The following is a 17780-nucleotide window of genomic DNA, read 5'->3' as shown; positions in this document are numbered from 1 at the left end:
CATGGTCGCGCTGGCGACGACGCCACCAACACCGAGCCCGACAATGCCATTACCAGCGACGACTCACAGGTCACGCCATGCGGCTGTAGTACTAGAAGGTCAGCTTCCAGGAGTTGAGGTAGCCGACGTCCTGCGCGGCCACGTCCTGCACCCGCAGCTTCCAGACGCCGTTCGCGACCTCGCTCGACGCGTCGACCGTGAACGTCTGCTGGATGTTGTCCGCGCTGCCGCCCGAGCGGTTGCTCAGCGAGTACGCCGTGCCGTCCGGCGCGATCAGGTCGACGACCAGGTCACCGCGGTAGGTGTGCACGATGTCGACTGCGACCTTGAGCGCGGCCGGGGCGTTGCCGGTGACGCCGGAGACGGTGATCGGGCTGGTCACGGCCGCGGCGTTGTCCGGGATGTCCACGCGGGTGGTGTTCTCGAACGACTTGCCGGGCGTGCCGGTGCCGACCGCTTCGAGGGCGTCGACGCGGCCCTCGCCGAAGAAGTTGTTCTTCGCCGTGGTGCCGGAGCAACGGCTGTCGGTGCACGCCAGGTCGTCGGCCTGGGTGGCCAGCAGCTGGCGCAGCTGGGCCGGGGTGGCCGCCGGGTTGACCGACTTGAGCAGCGCCGCGACGCCCGCGACGTGCGGAGAGGCCATCGACGTGCCCTGGAACGAGTCGTACTTGCCGCCGGGGATGGTCGAGTAGACGGCCTCGCCGGGTGCCGCGACGCTGATCTTGTCGGTGCCGTAGTTGGAGAACGACGACTTGCGGTTCGTCGAGCCGATCGACGAGACGACGACCACGCCGGGAAGCTCGGTCGGCAGGCTCAGGCACGAGTTGGTGACGTTGCGCTGCACCGGGGTGGAGTCGTTGGGGCTGGTCGTGTCGCGGGTCTTGTTCGCGAGGTTGTAGTTCTCGTTGCCCGCCGCGGCGACGTTCAGCACGCCCTTGCCCTCGGCGTAGGCCACGGCCCGCTTCACACCCTCCAGGATGGCGTCCTGGTCGGCGTTGTCCGGGCAGTTGAACAGCCACGGGTCGGTGTAGTAGCTGTTGTTGGTCACCGCGAACCCGTGGTCACCGGCGAAGACCATGGCGCAGATGGTGTTCTCGGCGAAGAAGAACTTGGTCCCCGGCTCCGCGACGCGCACCGCGGCGACCCGCACGTTCGGCGCCACCCCGACCACGCCGTGCCCGTTCTTCGCCGCCGCGATCGTGCCGGCGACGTGCGTGCCGTGCTGGTCGACGTCCCGCCACGAGCCGGCGCGGGTGTCGAGCCTGCCGTAGGCGCACGACGCGGAGTCGGCCGCGTCGAAGTTCGGCTTGAGATCGTCGTGCAGGTCGTCGATCCCGGTGTCCAGGATGCCGACCGTGACGTTGCGCGAACCCTGGTTGACCGCCCACGCCTTGTCGGCGCCGATCTGCGCCATGTCCGCCTGCACCGGCTCGGACGCCGACGGCGCGGCCTGCTGCTTCGCGTCCGGGATCGCCGGGTTGGCGGCCTCGGCGGGAACGTCCGACGTGCGCGTCGCACCGACCTTCTGCACACCACCGACCGTGCGCATCCTGCTCGCGAAGTCCGTGGCGGCGGAGTGCGCGACGATGACGCCGATCGCGTCGTAGCTGCTGAACACAGTGCCGTTGTTGCTCGCCACGGCCGTCTTGGCACCGGCGGTGTCACCCGGCGCGGTGATGACCAGGTAAGCGCGCGTACCTGCGGCAGGTGCCGCCGCGGCGGGGGTGGCCGCCGTCAGCACACCGGCGCCCACGGCCGCGGCGATGACCGCGGTGCGCAGGCGTGCTCGTGAACCCAGGAACACGATTCCTCCAACTCCTAGCGGGCGATGCCCGCGCACGTCGCGCGGGCGCAGGGGCCCGTTCCAGGCAGTAAGAGGAGGTCAGGTCGGATTCGGGACGCGCGGTTCCAGAAATGCCCCGTTCGGCTCACGTCGAACGTCGCACGTCAGAGGGCTACGGCTGCATGATCAGCCGCACGAAGTGGTTCATGTCCGCCTGCACGCACGGCTCCTCGGCGTGCTTGCCGGTGCAGCCCGGCGCCCACGCGCTGCCGTCGCCGTAGTCGGAGAGGTGGAACGGGATGCCCGCGGCGGTGAGGTTGGCCGCGGTCACCAGAGCCGTCTCGCGCGCCCGGTTCTCGAACACCGCCTGGATCGGGTCGACGGTCAGGTCGCCGCCGTTGCCGGTGTAGAGGGCGACACCCATGCCGCGCAGCGAGACCACGTGCTGGGCCGGGCTCTGGGCGTTCCAGACGCCGTCGAACGGCCAGACCGGCGGGCCGAAGATCGCGTCGGCGCCGACGGTCGGCGAGCCGGAGCCGGGGTTGAGCTCGGTCGCCACGACGGCGGCGCGCAGCTCGGAGTTCCGCAGGTCGAGGCCGCCGGAGAAGCTGCCGGCGTAGTGGAACAGGTCAGGGCGGTGCTCGGCGTAGTGCAACGCGCCGAAGCCACCCATCGAGTGACCGACGATCGCTCGCCCGCTCCTGTCGGCGATCGTGCTGAGGTTGGCGTCCACGAACGGGATCAGCTGCTCCAGGTGGAACGTCTCCCAGTTCTGCGGCCCGGCGGCACCGGGGCTGACCCAGTTCGAGTACCAGCCGCGGCCGCTGCCGTTGGGCTGCACGGTGATCAGCGGGACGTCCCTGGTCGCGTTCTCCACGACGCGCTGGTTCCACTGCGCGTCCGGGCGGTCGGGGTGGCCGTGCAGGTAGTACTGCACCGGGTAGCGCGCGCTCGGGTCGTAGCCGGACGGCAGCGTCACGACGATCGTGTGCCTGCCCGGTTCCTGGCCTTCCAGCAGGGTCGGCGCCGGCACCTGGTCCGTGGCGACGCTGAACAGGAACGTGCGGTGGTGCTCGTCGGCCCACCTCGGCTGGCTCGTGACCGTCAGGCCGAAGCCGTCGGTGAACCGCGGCGGTGACGGCTCGGCGGCCCGCGCGTGCGGGCTGGACAACGCCAGCGCGGCGGTCAGTGCGGCGAACAGGCAGGCTCCGCGCTTCCTGGCCGTGCGGAATCGGATCGACATGAGTTCCCCCTCGGGTCGTGGACCCGATCATGGTGTCGTTCCGTTCCGCTGGACAGGCCAGCGACCGGCCATCCGTGGCCGGGTGGTGTTCTGGCTGGTCACCCGCGCAGTGCGGTCGGCAGGCGTTCGAAGCCGCGCAGGATGCGGGTCGGCCGGCGGTGCGCGCCGGGCAGCGGGCGCAGGTCCGGGAAGCGGCTGAAGATCGAGCGCAGGCCGATCTCGCCCTCCATGCGGGCCAGCTGCGCGCCGAGGCAGTAGTGGCGGCCCGCGCCGAACGACACGTGGTCGCGCGCGTTGGGGCGGGTCACGTCGAACGCCAGCGGGTTCTCGAAGACCTCGGGGTCGCGGTTGGCCGCGGCCAGGACGGTGGTCACGAGCTGGCCGCGGCGCACCGGGACGCCGGCGATCGTGGTGTCGCGCAGGCACATCCGGCCCGTCATCAGGACCGGCGGGTCCACGCGGAGGATCTCGTCGACGGCGTTGGTCCACAGCTCCGGCCGGGCCCGCAGGACGGCGAGCTGGTCCGGGTTGCGGGTGAGCAGGGAGATCCCGTTGCCCAGGAGGTTGACGGTGGTCTCGAAGCCCGCGGCCAGCACCAGGCCCGCGGTGGCCTTGAGCTCGCGATCGGTGAGGCCCTCGCCGTCCTCGCGGGCGGTGATGAGGCGGCTGAGCAGGTTGTCGCCGGGGTCGGCGCGCAACGCGTCGAGGTGGCGGGTCAGCCAGGCGTCGAACGTGCTGAGGGTGGTCTCGACGCTGCGGAAGACGCGCCACGACAGACCCAGGTCGAGGCTCGGGGCGGCGGCCGCGCCGAGTGCCAGGACCGTGGCGCGTTCCTGCGGCGGGACACCGAGGATCTCGCTGATGACGGTCACCGGCAGCAGGCCGCAGTAGGTCTCGATGAGGTCGACCGGGCGGGTGGGGTCTAGGCCGTCGAGGAGTTCGTCGGCGATCGCCTGGGTGCGTTCGCGCAGCTGTTCCACGGCGCGGGCGGTGAAGACGCGGGTGACGAGCCTGCGGTAGCGGGTGTGCTGCGGTGGCTCGACGACCAGCAACGACGGTGGCTGCACGGGGTGGGTCACCTCCGTGGCCGACCACGCGGCGAGCTTGCCGAGCAGGCCCGCGCCGTACCTCGGGCGGGTCGTCACGAGGGCGTCGTCGGTGAGGACCTCCTTGACGACCGCGTGCCGGGCCGTGGTGTGGCCGATCTTCGTGGGCGCCAGCGGGCCGCGGGCGCGGATCTCGTCGAACAGCCCGGTGAGGTCGGCGCCCGTGGACGCCTCGACGGTGATGCGGCCCTGCAGGTCGCCGCGGCGGGCCGCCTGGCGCAGCACCGCCCGTGGCAGCGCGTGGCCGATGCCCCAGCGCACCGCCGGCTTGACGTGGTCCTCCGTCATGCTCATGTGTCAACGGTATTGTGCGGCGCTCGACGAAACAGCGGTCTCAGGCCTGCACGACCGGCACTTCCAGCGCCCGCACGATCGCGTTGTCCGCGTCCGTGACCACCCCGGCGACCTCGCTGAACGGCAGCACGCCGAACCGCGACGCCGCGCCGATCTTCTCCGAGCTGGCCAGCACGTAGGTGTCGGCGGCCTGGTGGGCGAGCGTGCGCTTCATCGCCGCCTCGTCCGCGTCACCGGTCGTGAGGCCCGCTTCGGGGTGCACACCCGTGACGCCCAACAGGAACAGATCGGCGTGCACGCCCCGTGCGGCCTCCACGGCAGCGGCACCGCACGCGACCATCGAGTGCTTGAACAGGCGGCCACCGATCACGTAGACGTCTACGCTCCGATGGCCTTCCAGCGCGCTCGCGATCGTCGGACTGTGCGTGACGACCGTGGCGTCCAGGTCGAGCGGTAGCGCGCGCACCACGGCGAGGGTGGTCGTGCCGCCGTCGAGGATCACGGTGCTGCCCGGTTCGATCAACGCGGCCGCTGCTCGTGCGACCCGTTGCTTGCCGTCGACCGACACCTCCTGTCGTGTCGCGTAGTCGGCGATAGCGGGGGATACGGGCAGAGCGCCGCCATAGACGCGTTGGCAGAGGCCCGCCGCGGCGAGATCGCGCAGGTCACGGCGGATCGTGTCCTCCGAGATGCCGACCTCGGCGGCGAGGTCCTTCGCGACGATCCGGCCGTCCGTGCGCAGGCGTTCGAGCAGCAGGTCACGGCGTTGGGCAGCCAGCATGCACGGTTCTCCTTGTTTCTGCCGAGTGTTGCACATTATGGTCGGTCGCATGCTGATTCTGATCGCAGGGCCCTACCGATCGGGTACGGGGGACGACCCCGCACTGATGGCGCGCAACCTCGAACGCCTGGAGGAGGCGGCGTGGCCGATCTTCCGCAGCGGCCACGTGCCGATGATCGGCGAGTGGGTGGCGTTGCCCGTGCTGCGCGGCGCGGGCGGCACCTCACCGCTGGACCCGGTCGCGGAGAAGATCATGTACCCGACCGCGGCACGGCTGCTGGAGCACTGCGACGCGGTGCTGCGGCTGCCCGGCGAGTCGGCGGGCGCGGACCAGGACGTGCGGATCGCGCGGCAGCGCGGGTTGCCGGTGTACGACCGGGTGGAGGACATCCCCGGCTACCGCGCCGCCTGAAACACGTTGGATCCTGGGACGTCTCCCGACCTACGGTGACGCCATGAGCGATCAGCCGGTGGAGGCTTTCGAACCGCCCTACTACGTGGCGGTTTTCACCACGGTGCGAACCGAGGACCAGGACGGTTACCGCGACACCAACGCGCGCATGGAAGAGCTGGTGAAGGACGTCCCGGGCTACCTGGGCGCCGACCACGCGCAGACCCCTGGTGGCCTGGGCATCACCGTCGCCTACTTCCGCGACGCCGACGGCCTCACGCAGTGGCGGAGCAACGCCGAGCACCGCGCGGCACAGCAGCGCGGCCGGGCCGAGTGGTACCAGAGCTACACGCTGCACGTGGCGAAGGTCGAGCGCAGCCACGGGTTCGTGAAGGGCTAGACCTCGCGGGCGGCGGCGACGAACTCGCGCATCCGGCCGTGGTCCTTGACACCCCGGCTCGACTCGATGCCGCTGGACACGTCGACGCCCCACGGCCGGGCCACGCCGATCGCCCCGGCCACGGTCTCCGGTGACAGCCCGCCCGCCAGCACCCACGTGCCGGTGGGCGGGCTGTCCCGCAGCCGCGTGATGTCCCACTGCTCACCCGACCCGGCGACCGGCGAGTCGATCAGCAGCAGCTCCTCGCCGAACGCGCCGGTGCGCACGTCCGTGCCCGGTCCCAGCGCGGTCGCCCGGACCAGCCGGAACGGGTGGTGCGCCAGCTCGTCGAACGCGGCCTTCGGGTAGTCGCCGTGCAGCTGCAACGCCCGCACGCCGGTCCGCAGTGCCAGCTCTCCGGCCTCGGCGGGGCCGATGCCGCGCACCACGGCGACGGTCAGCACGTGGGCGGGCACCTGCGCGACGAGCGAGCGCGCGAGGCCGGCGTCGATCTGGCGGGGGCTGGCGGTCAGCACGAAACCGACGGCGTCGGCCCCGGCTTCCACCGCCACGGCGACGTCGGACTCGGTGCGCAGGCCGCAGAGCTTCACGAACACACCGCTGATCCTAGTGTTCTCCCGCGAACCGCAGGTGCCGCCGTGCCTGCAGCTCCTCCGGTCCGACGACGGTGAGCACCGGTGCGCCCGGCTCGCAGATCATGATCGCCACCAGCGCGGACTCCTCGTCCGTCAACGCGTTGGCGCCCTTGTAGTGGATCACGTCACCACCGGGCTCGAAGAACGCCTCGCCCGCCCGGATCACGCGTTCGGGCTCGCCTTCGAGCTCGAACGCGATCGCGCCCTTCACGACGTACGCGTAGATGGGGCCGGGATGCCGGTGCGGTGGCGCGCCGGGGCTGGCGGGTGGCAGCGTCACCAAGATCGTGCGCGCCACCAGGTCGGACGGCACCGGCGCGATGCCGGGGGACTCGGCGAGGATCTCCACCTTCGCGGGATTTTCGGTCATGCCAGCAAGGACCGGTCAGCCCGTGGATCTGTGACAGCGCGGGTCCGCGACCTGCCCCGCTCGATCATCGGCAGCTCGACGAACCGGTGGCAGAGGTCGGCGAGTCCAATCGCGACGATCGTCGTCGACACCGCCATGACCAGGCCGGACGCGCCCGGCAGCAACACGGTCGAATGCGCGATCGCCTGCACCAGGTAGATCGAGTACGACCGTTCGCCGAGCCACGCCATCGGGCGGGCCGAGAGCACCCGTTGCGGCAACCCGGGCGCGAGCAACGACGGCAGCATCAGTCCAACTGAGACGGCGTAGATCGGCACCACCGCCACGAATCCGGGGATCGCGCCGTCGAGCGCGGCGGAGAGGTACGGCACCGCCAGGTGCACGCCGACGAACAGCAGCGACACCCACGGCGTCATGAGCGGCTTGATCAACGCGAATCCGCGCCGGTTGTTCATGAGCAGCGCCAGCGCGCACCCGACCAGCACGGTGAAGTAGTGCACCGGCCAGCCCTTGGGGTCGGACGCCACGGTGAACGGCAGGACGGCCAACGCGAGCGTCATCAGCCCGACCGTCACCCACGGCCGCCACCGGGGCAGCAACACGAACGCCAGCAACGGCCACACGAGGTAGAACTTCTGCTCCACGCCGAGCGACCACGACTGCCCGTACGCGCCGCCGTGCCCGAACTCGTTGAGGAACGTCAGGTACAGCCCGAACTCCCGGCCGAGCGGGTCGGCCCGCAACTGCCCGGCGACCAGCAGCCCGGCCGCCGTGACGAGCAGGACCACGAAGTACACGGGCAGGATCCGGAACGCCCGGCGCCGGTAGAACCGCGCGAGCGAGATCCGGCCGTGGCGCGCGTGCTCCCGCAACAACAACGTCGTGATCAGGAAACCTGACAGCACGAAGAAGATCTGCACGCCGAGCCAGCCCTGCAGCCATCCCGGACCGCCGTAGTGGAAGAACACCACCATCAGCGCGGCGACGGCGCGAACTCCGTCCAACGCGGGAAAGCGCTTCAACGCGAGGAAGTCGGCGTGGGTCATGTGCCTACGTGGTCGCAGCGCGCCCGAGCGTTCCTGTGAGGACGATCACCTTCCCGGACGTGCAACGCGGAAGCGCGCATCGGTCAAGAAGCAGATGTGAACGAGACAGCGTTGATCAGACAGCTCGTCGGCGACGTTCCGCCGATGTCGCCCACAGCGTTCGAGTCCGGGCGGCGGCGCATCCTCGCGCTGCACCGGTGGGCCAAGGCGCGCAGGGCGGCGCGAGTGCTGTGGTTCACGGCGCTCGTGGCGCTGCCGGTCGTCCTGGTCGCGACGGGCACGTACTTCCTGGACCTGCAGGTGTACCGGACCGGGGGAATCGCCTGGCTGCGGGATCTTCCGCTCTACGTGGACTTCCCGGGCGCGCTGGACGGGCCGCGCCTGCCGTTCACCTACCCGCCGATGGCCGCGGTCCTCTTCAGCGGCCTCGGTTTTCTGCCCGTATGGGCAACGAACGCCCTCGTGACGGTCGTCGGCTTCCTGTGCCTGTCGGTGGTCTGCTTCCTGGTCACCGGACGGCTCACGCGGCGGCCGGACGTCGTGTGGACGGTCACCGCGGCCGTCCCGGTCGCCGCGATCGCGCTGGAACCGGTGCGGTCGACGTTCCTCTTCGGTCAGATCAACCTCGTGCTGATGGCGCTCGTGGTCGTGGACTGCTTCGCCGTCACCGACCGCCGGTGGCGCGGGGCGCTCGTCGGGCTGGCCGCCGCGATCAAGCTGACGCCGCTGGTCTTCGTGCTGTACTTCCTGGTGCGCGGGGACCGCCGGGCCGCGCTCACGTCGGTCGCGAGCTTCGCGGGCCTCGCCGGTGCCGGGTTCCTGCTGGCCCCGCGGGACTCCGCCGAGTACTGGTTCCACGCGGTGCTCGACCCGAGCCGCGTCGGCGGCCTCGCCTACACGGCCAACCAGTCCATGCGCGGTGTACTGCATCGGTTCAATCCGGGCCAACCGGCAGAAACGTTGCTATGGGTGGTGTTGTCCGCGATCGTCCTGTTGCTCGCCGTCGTGGCGGCGCGCCGGACTCGTCACGATGTTGTGGCACTTGTCGCAATCGCGACGGCCGGTCTGCTCGTTTCGCCGGTTTCGTGGTCCCACCACTGGGTGTGGTGCGTGCCCGCGTTCCTGGCGCTGGGTTCACTGCGGCGCAACGGAAGCGGGCTGGCGCTCGGGGCACTGGTCGTGGTGTTCTCTCTCGGACCGTTCAACTGGTTGCCCAGCACCGGCGACAGGGAGATGCTGTGGACCTGGTGGCAGCACCTCTGCGGCGACATCTACACGTGGCTCGCCATCGGCGCGCTGGTGGTGCTCGCCATCACCGGACATGACCGGACACGCGTGACTGCAGACAGGTGAAATCCGGTACTCCGCACCATCGGAAGGTATTTTCGTACCCTGCATGCCGCTAGCCTGTACTCCGGTACACAATTAGACGGGGGTTCACGTATGGCGGGGACGCGACGCGTGGCCGAGCCCGCGGCGCCGACTCAGGCTGTCGGGAGGCGCGAGCGGCACAAGCGGGCCATGTACGAACGTTTGTACACGGCCTCGATAGAGCTGTTCACCGAACAGGGGTACGAAGAGACCTCGATCGAGGACATCACCGAACGGGCTGATGTCGCGCGGGGCACCTTCTTCAACTACTTCGACAAGAAGGAGGAGGTCATCGCCGCGTGGGGTGCGCGGCGACGGGACACGCTCAGGGCAGAGCTGGGCGCGATCGCGGGTGGGGGCCTGGACGCGCAGACGTGCCTGGAGAACTGCATGCGGGCACTCGCGAGGATCAACAAGCTGGAATGGCGCACCACACAGGTCATGCTCGCGGCATGGGTGCGGTGCGGCCACCCCATCTTCGAGGAGCCGTACGCGACGTCGTTGTTCGCGGAGATCGTCGGCGCCGGCAAGCAGGCGGGCGAGATCGCCGCGCACGTCGACCCGACGCTGGTCGGGAACGTCCTGCGGGACGTCTACCTGGGAACGCTCTACCGGTACGTGGGTCGTGGCAAGCAGCCGACGACGCTCGCCAACGAGCTCGTCACGACCCTCCGGCTGGTGATGGACGGGATTCTGGCCAAGAAGTAGTCAGGGACGACGGTTCCTCAGGCGAAGCTGTCGGCGAGCGCTCCCACGTTCTCCGGTCCCAGCAGCCGCGCCGGGGGAACCGTCCTCCCGAGCGACTTCTTCAGCCGCGCGGCGAGCTGCGCGGCCATCAGGGAGTCGAGTCCCAGGTCCCGCAGCGCCCTGCGGGTGTCGAGGCGGTCGCGCGTCGTGCCGAGGACGTCGGCGACGTGGCCCAGCACCACCTCGCGCACGGGCTCGTCCTGGCGCGGGACGGCCACGGGTTCGGTGCGCCGCGCCGGCATCGGCTGCTGCGGCCGAGTCGGTCGCAGCAGCTTCGCGACCAGGCCGTTCAGCTTCACGAGCGGGGCGGGCGCCTCGGTGCGGACGGTGATGCCGCTCAGCTCGGCGAAGCAGTCGTGCCGGGCGTCGAAGAGACGGACGTCCACCACCGGCTTGCCGCGCCGCCGCCGTGCCACGGCCCAGAACTCGCCGTGCGCGCGGCCGGTGACCCGCACCCGGTCCGCGCGCAGCGGCACCGCGGCCGAGCCGAGTGCGAGCAGCACGGCCTGCAGACCTGTCTCCAGGACGACAGAAGTGCTCGCGCCGGCCGAGTCGAACCGGGCCACCGCCAGGTCCTGCCCGCGCCACGCCTGCTTCAGCGCGCGGAACGGGCCCTCGAACTCGTAGCCGTGCCGCGCGGCCAGCTCGTGGAACTCGCTGTCCCGCACGTACTCGCGGCAGCGTTCGAGCGCCCAGTCCAGCTCGACCGTGCTGATCGGGCCGCCGCGTTCGAGCTCACCGCTCGCGCAGCGCACGCCTTCGGCGGTGTGGACTGTGAACGCTCTCACACCGCCGCGTTCCGGCCTGAACGTCACGGTGAGCGTCGGTAACGACTCCGGGTCGACCGTGCTCAGCTCGTGGAACCGGACGTTGCGCAGGGCGTGGTCACCGCGGGCTGCGGTGAGCACCGCCTCGAACACCACCGCGGCCGGCAGCGGCGTGAGCCCGCGGAACCGCAGCCCGCGCAGGGCTTCCGCGATGCCGAGGGTCGCCGTGTCGATCTCGCGGGAGATCTCGGTGTCCACCGTGAACGACTCGAACCAGTACTCCTGGTGCTGCCACGGGTAGGCGGGCAGCGCCACGCACCGCCCGCCGCCGAGCCAGGTCTCCCAGTCGACCGGCACACCGGCCACGTGCAGCCGGCCCAGCGCCGCCGTGACGGTGCGGAGCTCGGGTTCGCCGCGCAGCAACGACGGCACGGTCACGGCCGGGCCGATCTCGTTGACCGCGTTCAGCAGCACCGGATGCGGGCTGATCTCCAGCACCACGGTGTGCGGGGCGTCGGTGAGGACGCGCCGCACGGTCTCGTTGAGCCGCACGGTCTGCCGCACGTTGTCCGCCCAGTAGGCGGCGTCCAGCTCGCGCCTGCCGCACTCCACAGTGGACCGGAAGTCGACCTGGGGCGCGTGCGGGCGCAGGTCGTCGAGCTGCTCGCGCAACGCCTTGGCGACCTTGTCCATCAACGGCGAGTGCGACGCCACGTCGACGTCCTTGACCGGGCGGCACGCGACGGCGAGCTCTTCGAGGTCCTGCGCGACGATCTCCATCAGCTCCACCGGACCGGCCAGCACGCACGTGCCGGGGGAGTTGTCCGCGGCCACGCACACCTCGCCGCGGTAGCGGTCCAGGAGGTCGGCCGCGCCTTCGGCGGACAGCTCGGTCCACAGCATCGCGCCGCTGCCGGCGGTCTCCCGCATGAGCGCGCTGCGGCGGCAGATCACGGCGGCGGCGTCGGTGACCGACAGCGCACCGGCGACCTGCGCGGCGGCCACCTCACCCATGCTGTGGCCGATCACGACGTCCGGCTCGACGCCCCACGACCGCCAGTGCGCGGCCAGCGCCACCTGCACCGCCCACAGCAGCGGCTGGATGACGTCGATGCTCTCCTGCCAGGGTTGCGCGCCGGTCAGAACGTCCACAACGGACCAGCCCGCCTCCAGGCGGACGGCGGCGTCGCACTCGTCCAGGGCGGCGCGGAACGCGGGGGAGGCCTCGTACAGCTCGCGGCCCATGCCACGCCACTGCGAGCCCTGGCCGGGGAACAGGAACACGACAGGGGGCCGGTCCGCCGCCTCACCCGCCTCGCTCGCGCCAGAGCCGTCGAGGAACTCCCGCAGCCCGGCCCGCACCTCCGCCGGAGTGCTGCCCGTGACCGCGAGCCGGTGCTCGTGGTGGTCGCGCCGCGCCGCCGCCGTGTAGCAGACGTCCTGCAGCGACACGGTCTCGTCGAGGAACGCGGCGTACGCCTCCGCGCTCGCCCGCAACGCGGCAGGCGACTTGGCCGACAGCGCGAGCACCCGTGGCCGCTCAACGGGTTCATCGGTGGCAACGGCGGCGGGCGGCGCGGTCAGGACGACGTGCACGTTGGTGCCGGAGATGCCGAACGAGCTGACGCCCAGGACCGGCTGCTCCGTCTCCAGCGCCCGGTTGCGGGTGACCAGCTGCAACGGTCCGCCGACCAGGCACTCCGCCGGCTCGTGGGCGTGCAGTGAAGCCGGCACCGAGCGGTGCTCGGCGATGAGCACGGCCTTGATCAGCCCCGCGATGCCCGCCGCCGCCTCGGCGTGGCCGATGTTGCTCTTCACCGAACCGAGCAGCAGCGGCGTCGACCGGCCCGCTCCGGCGACCTCGCGCAGGGCTTGGAGCTCGACTCGGTCGCCGACGCTCGTGCCGGTGCCGTGCGCCTCGACGTAGTCCACAGTGGAGGGATCGAGCCCGGCGTCGCGGTACGCGGCCGCGAGCATCTCGGCCTGGCCGCGCACGGCCGGTTGCAGCAGGAACCCGCTGCCGCGGCCGTCGTTGCTGATCGCGCTGCCGAGCAGCACGGCGTGCACGCGGTCGCCGCGGTCGAGTGCGTCGGGCAGCCGTTCCAGCACCACCGCGCCGATGCCCTCGCTGCGCACGAAGCCGTCCGCGTGCGCGGATCCGAACTTGCAGCGCCCGTCGGGGGCGAGCATCGACGCCTGCGAGTAGGCGATCGCGTCGTCGGGCAGCAGGATCACGTTGACCCCGGCCGCGATCGCGAGGTCGCACTCGCCGGTCAGCAGCGCCTGGCGGGCGTTGTGCACGGCCACGAGCGAGGACGAGCAGGCCGTGTCGACCACGATGGACGGACCGCGCAGGTCCAGTGCGTAGGACAGGCGGCCGGACGTGACGGCCCGCAGCTCGCCGCCCGCCGCGTGCCGGACGTCGTGGTTGCCGGCGTTGCGGCCGGCCTTGCCGTACTCGGCGGTGGCCTGCCCGACGAACACCCCGACGCGGCGCCCGGCCAGCTCGGACGGCCGGATTCCCGCGTCCTCCAACGCTTCCCACGCGACCTCCAGCAGCAGGCGCTGCTGCGGGTCCATCGCGCGGGCCTCGCGCGGTGAGATGCCGAAGAACTCCGCGTCGAACCCGCGCACGTCGGCGAGGAACCCGCCGTGCCGCGAGATCGTCCTACCCGGCGCGGGCACCGGCGAGTACCAGTCGTCGACGTCGAATCGATCGCGCGGGATTTCGCCGACGGCGTCGGCGTTGCCCGTCAGCAGGTCCCAGAACGCGGCGAGAGAGGCCGCCTCCGGGAAGCGGCAGGACATCCCCGCGACCGCGACCTGCCGGGAGGTATCACCGGCGGTCGCGCTGGATCTGTCGGAGATGGAGGCATGGCGGTGTGTCACGGTCCCCCCGGGGTTCAAAGTGGTTTCAAGTACAACTATGTACCCGGAGCCAAGTTTAGCCACCCCGGTTGAGGCCTGGAAGCCAAACGTACGCAATTGCCGGTGCCGCCGAGAGTCTCCGGACCACGGTCTCGCAGGGTGGAACGAGAAGCCCTACACTCAAAATCGGTCTTGCGTTCAAGTTTGTACTGGCGTACTCACTACAGCGGTTGACGTCCGGCAGGGGGAGATCCGCACATGGCCCGGTTCGTGGTCGAGATGGTGTTCGAGACGGAGGACGAGCGGTTAGGCGAGGTCCGGCCCGCTCATCGCAGGTACTGGGAGGAGCTGGCCGTCCGCGGCGTGCTGCTGGGGGGCGGCCTGTACACGGACGAATCGGGCGGATTGATGCTCTGCGAGGCCCCCGACGACTCGGCATTGCGCCGTTTGGTCGACGGAGACCCTTATGTGCGAGGGAAATTGGTGCGCAGTGTGAAGATTCGCGAGTGGCACGTTCTCGTCGGCGACCTGACAACGCCGGCCGGCCGCGAGCCTGAACCGCAGCAATTGGGATTCACTATGGGTTCCGGTGCCGGTTCCTTGATTTCCCGCATCGAGAACGGACCGCGCATCACCCGTGCCGCGGTGGCCGCCGGTGCCCGCGCTCTCACCGCGCACGAGCACCGGATCGCCGCGCTGATCGTGCGAGGCAAGACGAACCGGGAGATCGCCACCCAGTTCCGGGTGTCGGTGCGCGCGGTCGAGCTGCACATCACCAGCATCTACCGCAAGCTCGGCATCAACCGCAGGGCGCAGCTCGCCTCGGCGCTGGCGGCGTGAGGAGGAAGTGACGATGAGGTTCGGCGTCAACGTCCCCAACTACGGCGACCGCGCGGCGCCCGGCGAGATCCTGCGCTGGGTGAGCAGGATCGAGGAGCTCGGCTACCACCTCGCGATGGTGTCCGACCACGTCGCGCTCACCCCGGACGTGGAGCGGCTCTTCCCCGCGCCGTTCTACGACCCGTTCGCCGCGCTGGCGTGGCTCGCGGGTCAGACCACCCGGATCGAGCTCGGCACCACGGTGATCGTGCTGCCGTACCGGCATCCTCTGCTGATGGCGCGGATGGCCGCGTCGATCGACCAGTTCAGCGGTGGCCGGCTGGTGCTCGGCGTCGCGGCGGGCTGGGCGCCGGCCGAGTTCGCCGCGGTCGGCGCCGACTACCGCTCGCGCGGCCGGGTCGCGGACGAGTCGTTGCGCGCGATGAAGGCGTTGTGGGCGAACGACATAGCGAAATTCGATGGCTCGCACGTCCGGTTCGGACCGGTGGCGACCGGCCCGCGGCCCGCGCGGCCGATTCCCGTGTGGGTCGGCGGGCACAGCACCGGCGCGATGCGGCGGGCGGTGCTGCTCGGCGACGCGTGGCACCCGACGTCGGTGCCGCCGGGCTACCTGGAGCAGATCGGCCTGCCGCAGCTGCGGCGCGTGGCCGAGCAGCACGAGCGACCGGTGCCCGCGCTGGTGCCGCGGATCAAGCTGCGCCTCACCACGCGGCCGTTGCCCGACCACGGCCGGTTGCTCGGCGAGGGCACGCTCGACCAGGTCCGCGGCGACCTGCACGTGCTGGAGTCGTTGGGCGCCACGCACGTTGTTCTGGACACGACATATCCGGGAGAGACCGTGCGAAAGCCCGCCGAGCACTACCTGGGATTGCTGGAGCGGGTCGCGTCGGACATCGTGGACCTCGGGGCCGGCGAGCTGCGATGAGCGGCGCGCGGCGAGCGGGTGTGGCTGACCAAGACATCGGGGGACTGGGCTGATGGGTGATCTGGACGTCCGCAAGCTGCGCATGCTGCGCGAGCTCGACGAGCGCGGCACCGTCGCCGCGGTGGCGCAGGCGCTGCACCTCACGCCGTCCGCGGTGTCGCAGCAACTGGTGGCGCTGTCGAAGGAAGCGGGCGTCCGCCTGATCGAACCCGTGGGCCGCCGCGTCCGGCTGACCGACGCCGCCCGCGTGCTCCTGCGGCGGGCCAACGAGATCTTCGCCGAGCTGGAGCGCGTCCAGGCGGATCTCCAGGCGTACTCGGAAGGCTCGGTGGCCGAGGTTCGGGTCGCGGGTTTCGCGGCCACGCTGTCCGGCCTGGTGCTGCCGGCCGTGCGCGAGCTGCGCGACAGCCATCCCGGCGTGGGCGTGCGGCTGGTCGAGTCGGATCCGCCGCACTCGTTCGACCAGCTGGTGCGCGGGGACGTGGACGTGGTGCTGAGCCTGGAGTCCAAGGACAGCCCGGCGGCCACCGACCGCCGCTTCCACCGGGTCGCGCTGCTGGCCGAACGGTTCGACGTCGCCCTGCCGGTGCACCACCCGCTCGCGCACGCGCCCGTCGTGCGGCTGGCGGACCTGTCGAACGAGGCGTGGATCTTCTCCAACACCGGGACGTGCCGCGACATCTCGTTCGCCGCGTGCATCGCGGCCGGGTTCACGCCCGAGATCGTGCACCACATCGGTGACTGGGAGGCGACCCTGGGCGCGGTCGCGCTCGGGCTCGGCCTGGCGCTGGTGCCGCGGCTCATCAACGCGGGACCGCGCGAGGACGTGGTGATCAGGGTGCTCGACGCCGAGCAGCCCACCCGGCACGTGTTCGCGGCGGTGCGCAGGGGCAGCGAGGAGGCACCGCACCTGGCGGCGGTGCTGAGCGCGCTGGCGACGGCGGCCGAGGCGAAGGCGGCCGATCGTGAAGTTTCCCTGCACGATTGAGAGCGGAAAATCTCGATGGAACTCTCCTCACGCGCGTGTGAAGCTGGCTGCAGAACTTCTCCGGTCTGGATTACCGACGTGAGGAACAGGGATTTCTGATGTCTGCTGCCGTGTCCAGGATGAGCCTGGTGAGGTTGATCGCGCTCGGCCTCATCTGGGGCTCGGTCTTCCTCTTCATCAAAATCGCCGGATTCGCGTTCTCGCCCGTTCAGATGGTGTTCGCCCGGTTGGTGCTCGGCGCGGTCGTGCTGCTGCCGTTCGTGTACAGCCGCGGCGGCAAACTGCCGGCGTTCGGGCCGATCTGGGGGCACCTCGCGATCGCCGCGCTGCTCGGCAACGCGATTCCGTGGGTGCTCTTCGCGTGGGGTGAGCAGCACGGGTCGTCGAGCGTCGCGGGAGTGGTCAACTCGACGACGCCGCTGTGGACGATCGTCGGCGCGTACGTGCTCGGGCAGGACCGCAAGCTGACCGCCACCAAGATCGGCGGCGTGCTGCTCGGCATGATCGGCACGATCATCATCGCGGCCCCGTGGAACGCGGGCTCCGCGGGCACCACGAGCAGCATCGTCGCGTTCGTCGTCGGCACCGTCAGCCTCGGCGCGAGCTTCGCCTACATGGGCAAGTTCCTGGCAGGGCGCGGCATCCCGCCGCTCACCCTGGCGGCCGCGCAGCTGACCGCCGCGAGCGCGTTGTTGCTGGTCGCGATGCCGTTCGCCGGTCTGCAGCCGTTGCACCTGCGCACCGACGCGCTCATCGCGCTGGCCGTGCTCGGCCCGATCTGCACGGGTCTCGCGTACGTGCTGAACTTCCAGCTGATCACCAAGGACGGCCCGACCGTCGCGTCCACCGTCACCTACCTCTTCCCGATCGTCTCGGTGGCTCTCGGCGCGCTGGTGCTCGGCGAGCCCGCCGGCTGGCCGCTCTACGTCGGTGCGATCGCGTCCGTCGCCGGGGTGATGCTCGTGCGCCGCAAGCCCAAGGCCGCCGAGGCACCGTCGCCTTCGTCCCCGGCCCCCGCGGCGGCGAAGGCCTGACCCCCAGCCTTCCTCGCCCGGCGAAGGGCCTCCCGGTCATCGACTGGGAGGCCCTTTTTCGTGTCGTGTGGCCAAATACCTTCGGCATCCCGCAAGAATTGATGTATCAAGCACTTCTGCGGACTTCCGTAGTGAACTCCCCAGTCCTCGCTCATAACGTCAGCGACGTTGGATCGCGACTCGAGGAGGAA

The 17780-nt window shown here is 70.8% G+C and carries 16 protein-coding genes; 8 read left to right on the top strand and 8 right to left on the bottom strand.

Going from position 1 to position 17780, the window contains the following annotated elements; genetic code table 11:
• Positions 1 to 91 precede the first annotated feature (91 nt).
• From ACWEIJ_RS07540 to ACWEIJ_RS07525, 4 genes are all read right to left on the bottom strand, one after another.
• On the bottom strand, positions 92 to 1804 hold the full coding sequence (locus ACWEIJ_RS07540) for a S8 family peptidase (protein ID WP_449836338.1): 1713 nt from the start codon (positions 1802 to 1804) through the stop codon (positions 92 to 94).
• A 151-nt stretch (positions 1805 to 1955) separates the two neighbouring features.
• Positions 1956 to 3026: an alpha/beta hydrolase gene (locus ACWEIJ_RS07535; RefSeq protein ID WP_449836337.1), complete on the bottom strand. Its 1071-nt coding sequence runs from the start codon at positions 3024 to 3026 to the stop codon at positions 1956 to 1958.
• Positions 3027 to 3124: 98 nt separating this feature from the next.
• Positions 3125 to 4426 carry a cytochrome P450 gene (locus tag ACWEIJ_RS07530; RefSeq protein ID WP_449836336.1) on the bottom strand — a complete coding sequence of 434 codons (1302 nt, stop codon included), beginning with the start codon at positions 4424 to 4426 and terminating at the stop codon, positions 3125 to 3127.
• Between the two features lie 40 nt (positions 4427 to 4466).
• Positions 4467 to 5207: a DeoR/GlpR family DNA-binding transcription regulator gene (locus ACWEIJ_RS07525; protein ID WP_449836335.1), complete on the bottom strand. Its 741-nt coding sequence runs from the start codon at positions 5205 to 5207 to the stop codon at positions 4467 to 4469.
• A gap of 49 nt (positions 5208 to 5256) precedes the next feature.
• Between ACWEIJ_RS07525 and ACWEIJ_RS07520 the strand changes: the two genes are divergently transcribed.
• Both ACWEIJ_RS07520 and ACWEIJ_RS07515 read left to right on the top strand, forming a co-directional pair.
• The gene (locus tag ACWEIJ_RS07520) at positions 5257 to 5619 is read left to right on the top strand and encodes a DUF4406 domain-containing protein (protein WP_449836334.1); all 363 of its coding nucleotides are present in this window, start codon (positions 5257 to 5259) and stop codon (positions 5617 to 5619) included.
• Positions 5620 to 5662: 43 nt separating this feature from the next.
• On the top strand, positions 5663 to 5998 hold the full coding sequence (locus tag ACWEIJ_RS07515; RefSeq protein ID WP_449836333.1) for an antibiotic biosynthesis monooxygenase family protein: 336 nt from the start codon (positions 5663 to 5665) through the stop codon (positions 5996 to 5998).
• Here ACWEIJ_RS07515 and ACWEIJ_RS07510 read toward each other — a convergent pair.
• The 3 genes from ACWEIJ_RS07510 to ACWEIJ_RS07500 are packed head-to-tail and all read right to left on the bottom strand — an operon-like array spanning position 5995 to position 8049.
• Positions 5995 to 6594: a phosphoribosylanthranilate isomerase gene (locus ACWEIJ_RS07510; RefSeq protein ID WP_449836332.1), complete on the bottom strand. Its 600-nt coding sequence runs from the start codon at positions 6592 to 6594 to the stop codon at positions 5995 to 5997. The two genes, ACWEIJ_RS07515 and ACWEIJ_RS07510, sit on opposite strands and share 4 nt — an antisense overlap.
• Positions 6595 to 6604: 10 nt before the next feature.
• On the bottom strand, positions 6605 to 7003 hold the full coding sequence (locus ACWEIJ_RS07505; protein ID WP_449836331.1) for a cupin domain-containing protein: 399 nt from the start codon (positions 7001 to 7003) through the stop codon (positions 6605 to 6607).
• Positions 7000 to 8049: an acyltransferase family protein gene (locus ACWEIJ_RS07500; RefSeq protein WP_449836330.1), complete on the bottom strand. Its 1050-nt coding sequence runs from the start codon at positions 8047 to 8049 to the stop codon at positions 7000 to 7002. Before ACWEIJ_RS07500 ends, ACWEIJ_RS07505 begins: the two co-directional genes overlap by 4 nt.
• 111 nt (positions 8050 to 8160) lie before the next feature.
• Here ACWEIJ_RS07500 and ACWEIJ_RS07495 point away from each other — a divergent pair, with 111 nt between their 5' ends.
• Positions 8161 to 9402 (top strand): glycosyltransferase 87 family protein, encoded by a 1242-nt coding sequence (locus ACWEIJ_RS07495; RefSeq protein WP_449836329.1) that lies wholly within the window; start codon positions 8161 to 8163, stop codon positions 9400 to 9402.
• 168 nt (positions 9403 to 9570) lie between these two features.
• Positions 9571 to 10128, top strand: coding sequence for a TetR/AcrR family transcriptional regulator (locus tag ACWEIJ_RS07490; protein WP_449836328.1), 558 nt, complete (start codon positions 9571 to 9573; stop codon positions 10126 to 10128).
• A gap of 17 nt (positions 10129 to 10145) precedes the next feature.
• Here the strand turns inward: ACWEIJ_RS07490 and ACWEIJ_RS07485 are convergent, their stop codons facing one another.
• Positions 10146 to 13823 (bottom strand): type I polyketide synthase, encoded by a 3678-nt coding sequence (locus tag ACWEIJ_RS07485; protein WP_449836327.1) that lies wholly within the window; start codon positions 13821 to 13823, stop codon positions 10146 to 10148.
• A gap of 237 nt (positions 13824 to 14060) precedes the next feature.
• On the opposite strand from ACWEIJ_RS07485, the gene ACWEIJ_RS07480 reads away from it, so the two are divergent.
• The 4 genes from ACWEIJ_RS07480 to ACWEIJ_RS07465 all read left to right on the top strand — a co-directional run bounded on the left by ACWEIJ_RS07480 (position 14061) and on the right by ACWEIJ_RS07465 (position 17589).
• Complete coding sequence (locus tag ACWEIJ_RS07480; protein ID WP_449836326.1) at positions 14061 to 14642, top strand: LuxR C-terminal-related transcriptional regulator; 582 nt, start codon at positions 14061 to 14063, stop codon at positions 14640 to 14642.
• A gap of 13 nt (positions 14643 to 14655) precedes the next feature.
• The gene (locus ACWEIJ_RS07475; RefSeq protein WP_449836325.1) at positions 14656 to 15567 is read left to right on the top strand and encodes a TIGR03619 family F420-dependent LLM class oxidoreductase; all 912 of its coding nucleotides are present in this window, start codon (positions 14656 to 14658) and stop codon (positions 15565 to 15567) included.
• 52 nt (positions 15568 to 15619) lie between these two features.
• Positions 15620 to 16555 carry a LysR family transcriptional regulator gene (locus ACWEIJ_RS07470; RefSeq protein ID WP_449836324.1) on the top strand — a complete coding sequence of 312 codons (936 nt, stop codon included), beginning with the start codon at positions 15620 to 15622 and terminating at the stop codon, positions 16553 to 16555.
• A gap of 98 nt (positions 16556 to 16653) precedes the next feature.
• The gene (locus ACWEIJ_RS07465) at positions 16654 to 17589 is read left to right on the top strand and encodes a DMT family transporter (RefSeq protein WP_449836323.1); all 936 of its coding nucleotides are present in this window, start codon (positions 16654 to 16656) and stop codon (positions 17587 to 17589) included.
• Positions 17590 to 17780 lie beyond the last annotated feature (191 nt).

The sequence above is a fragment of the Lentzea sp. NPDC004789 genome (assembly GCF_053601075.1).
The sequence above is the reverse complement of the archived record's forward strand: the minus strand, read 5'-3'. Positions and strand labels throughout refer to the sequence as shown.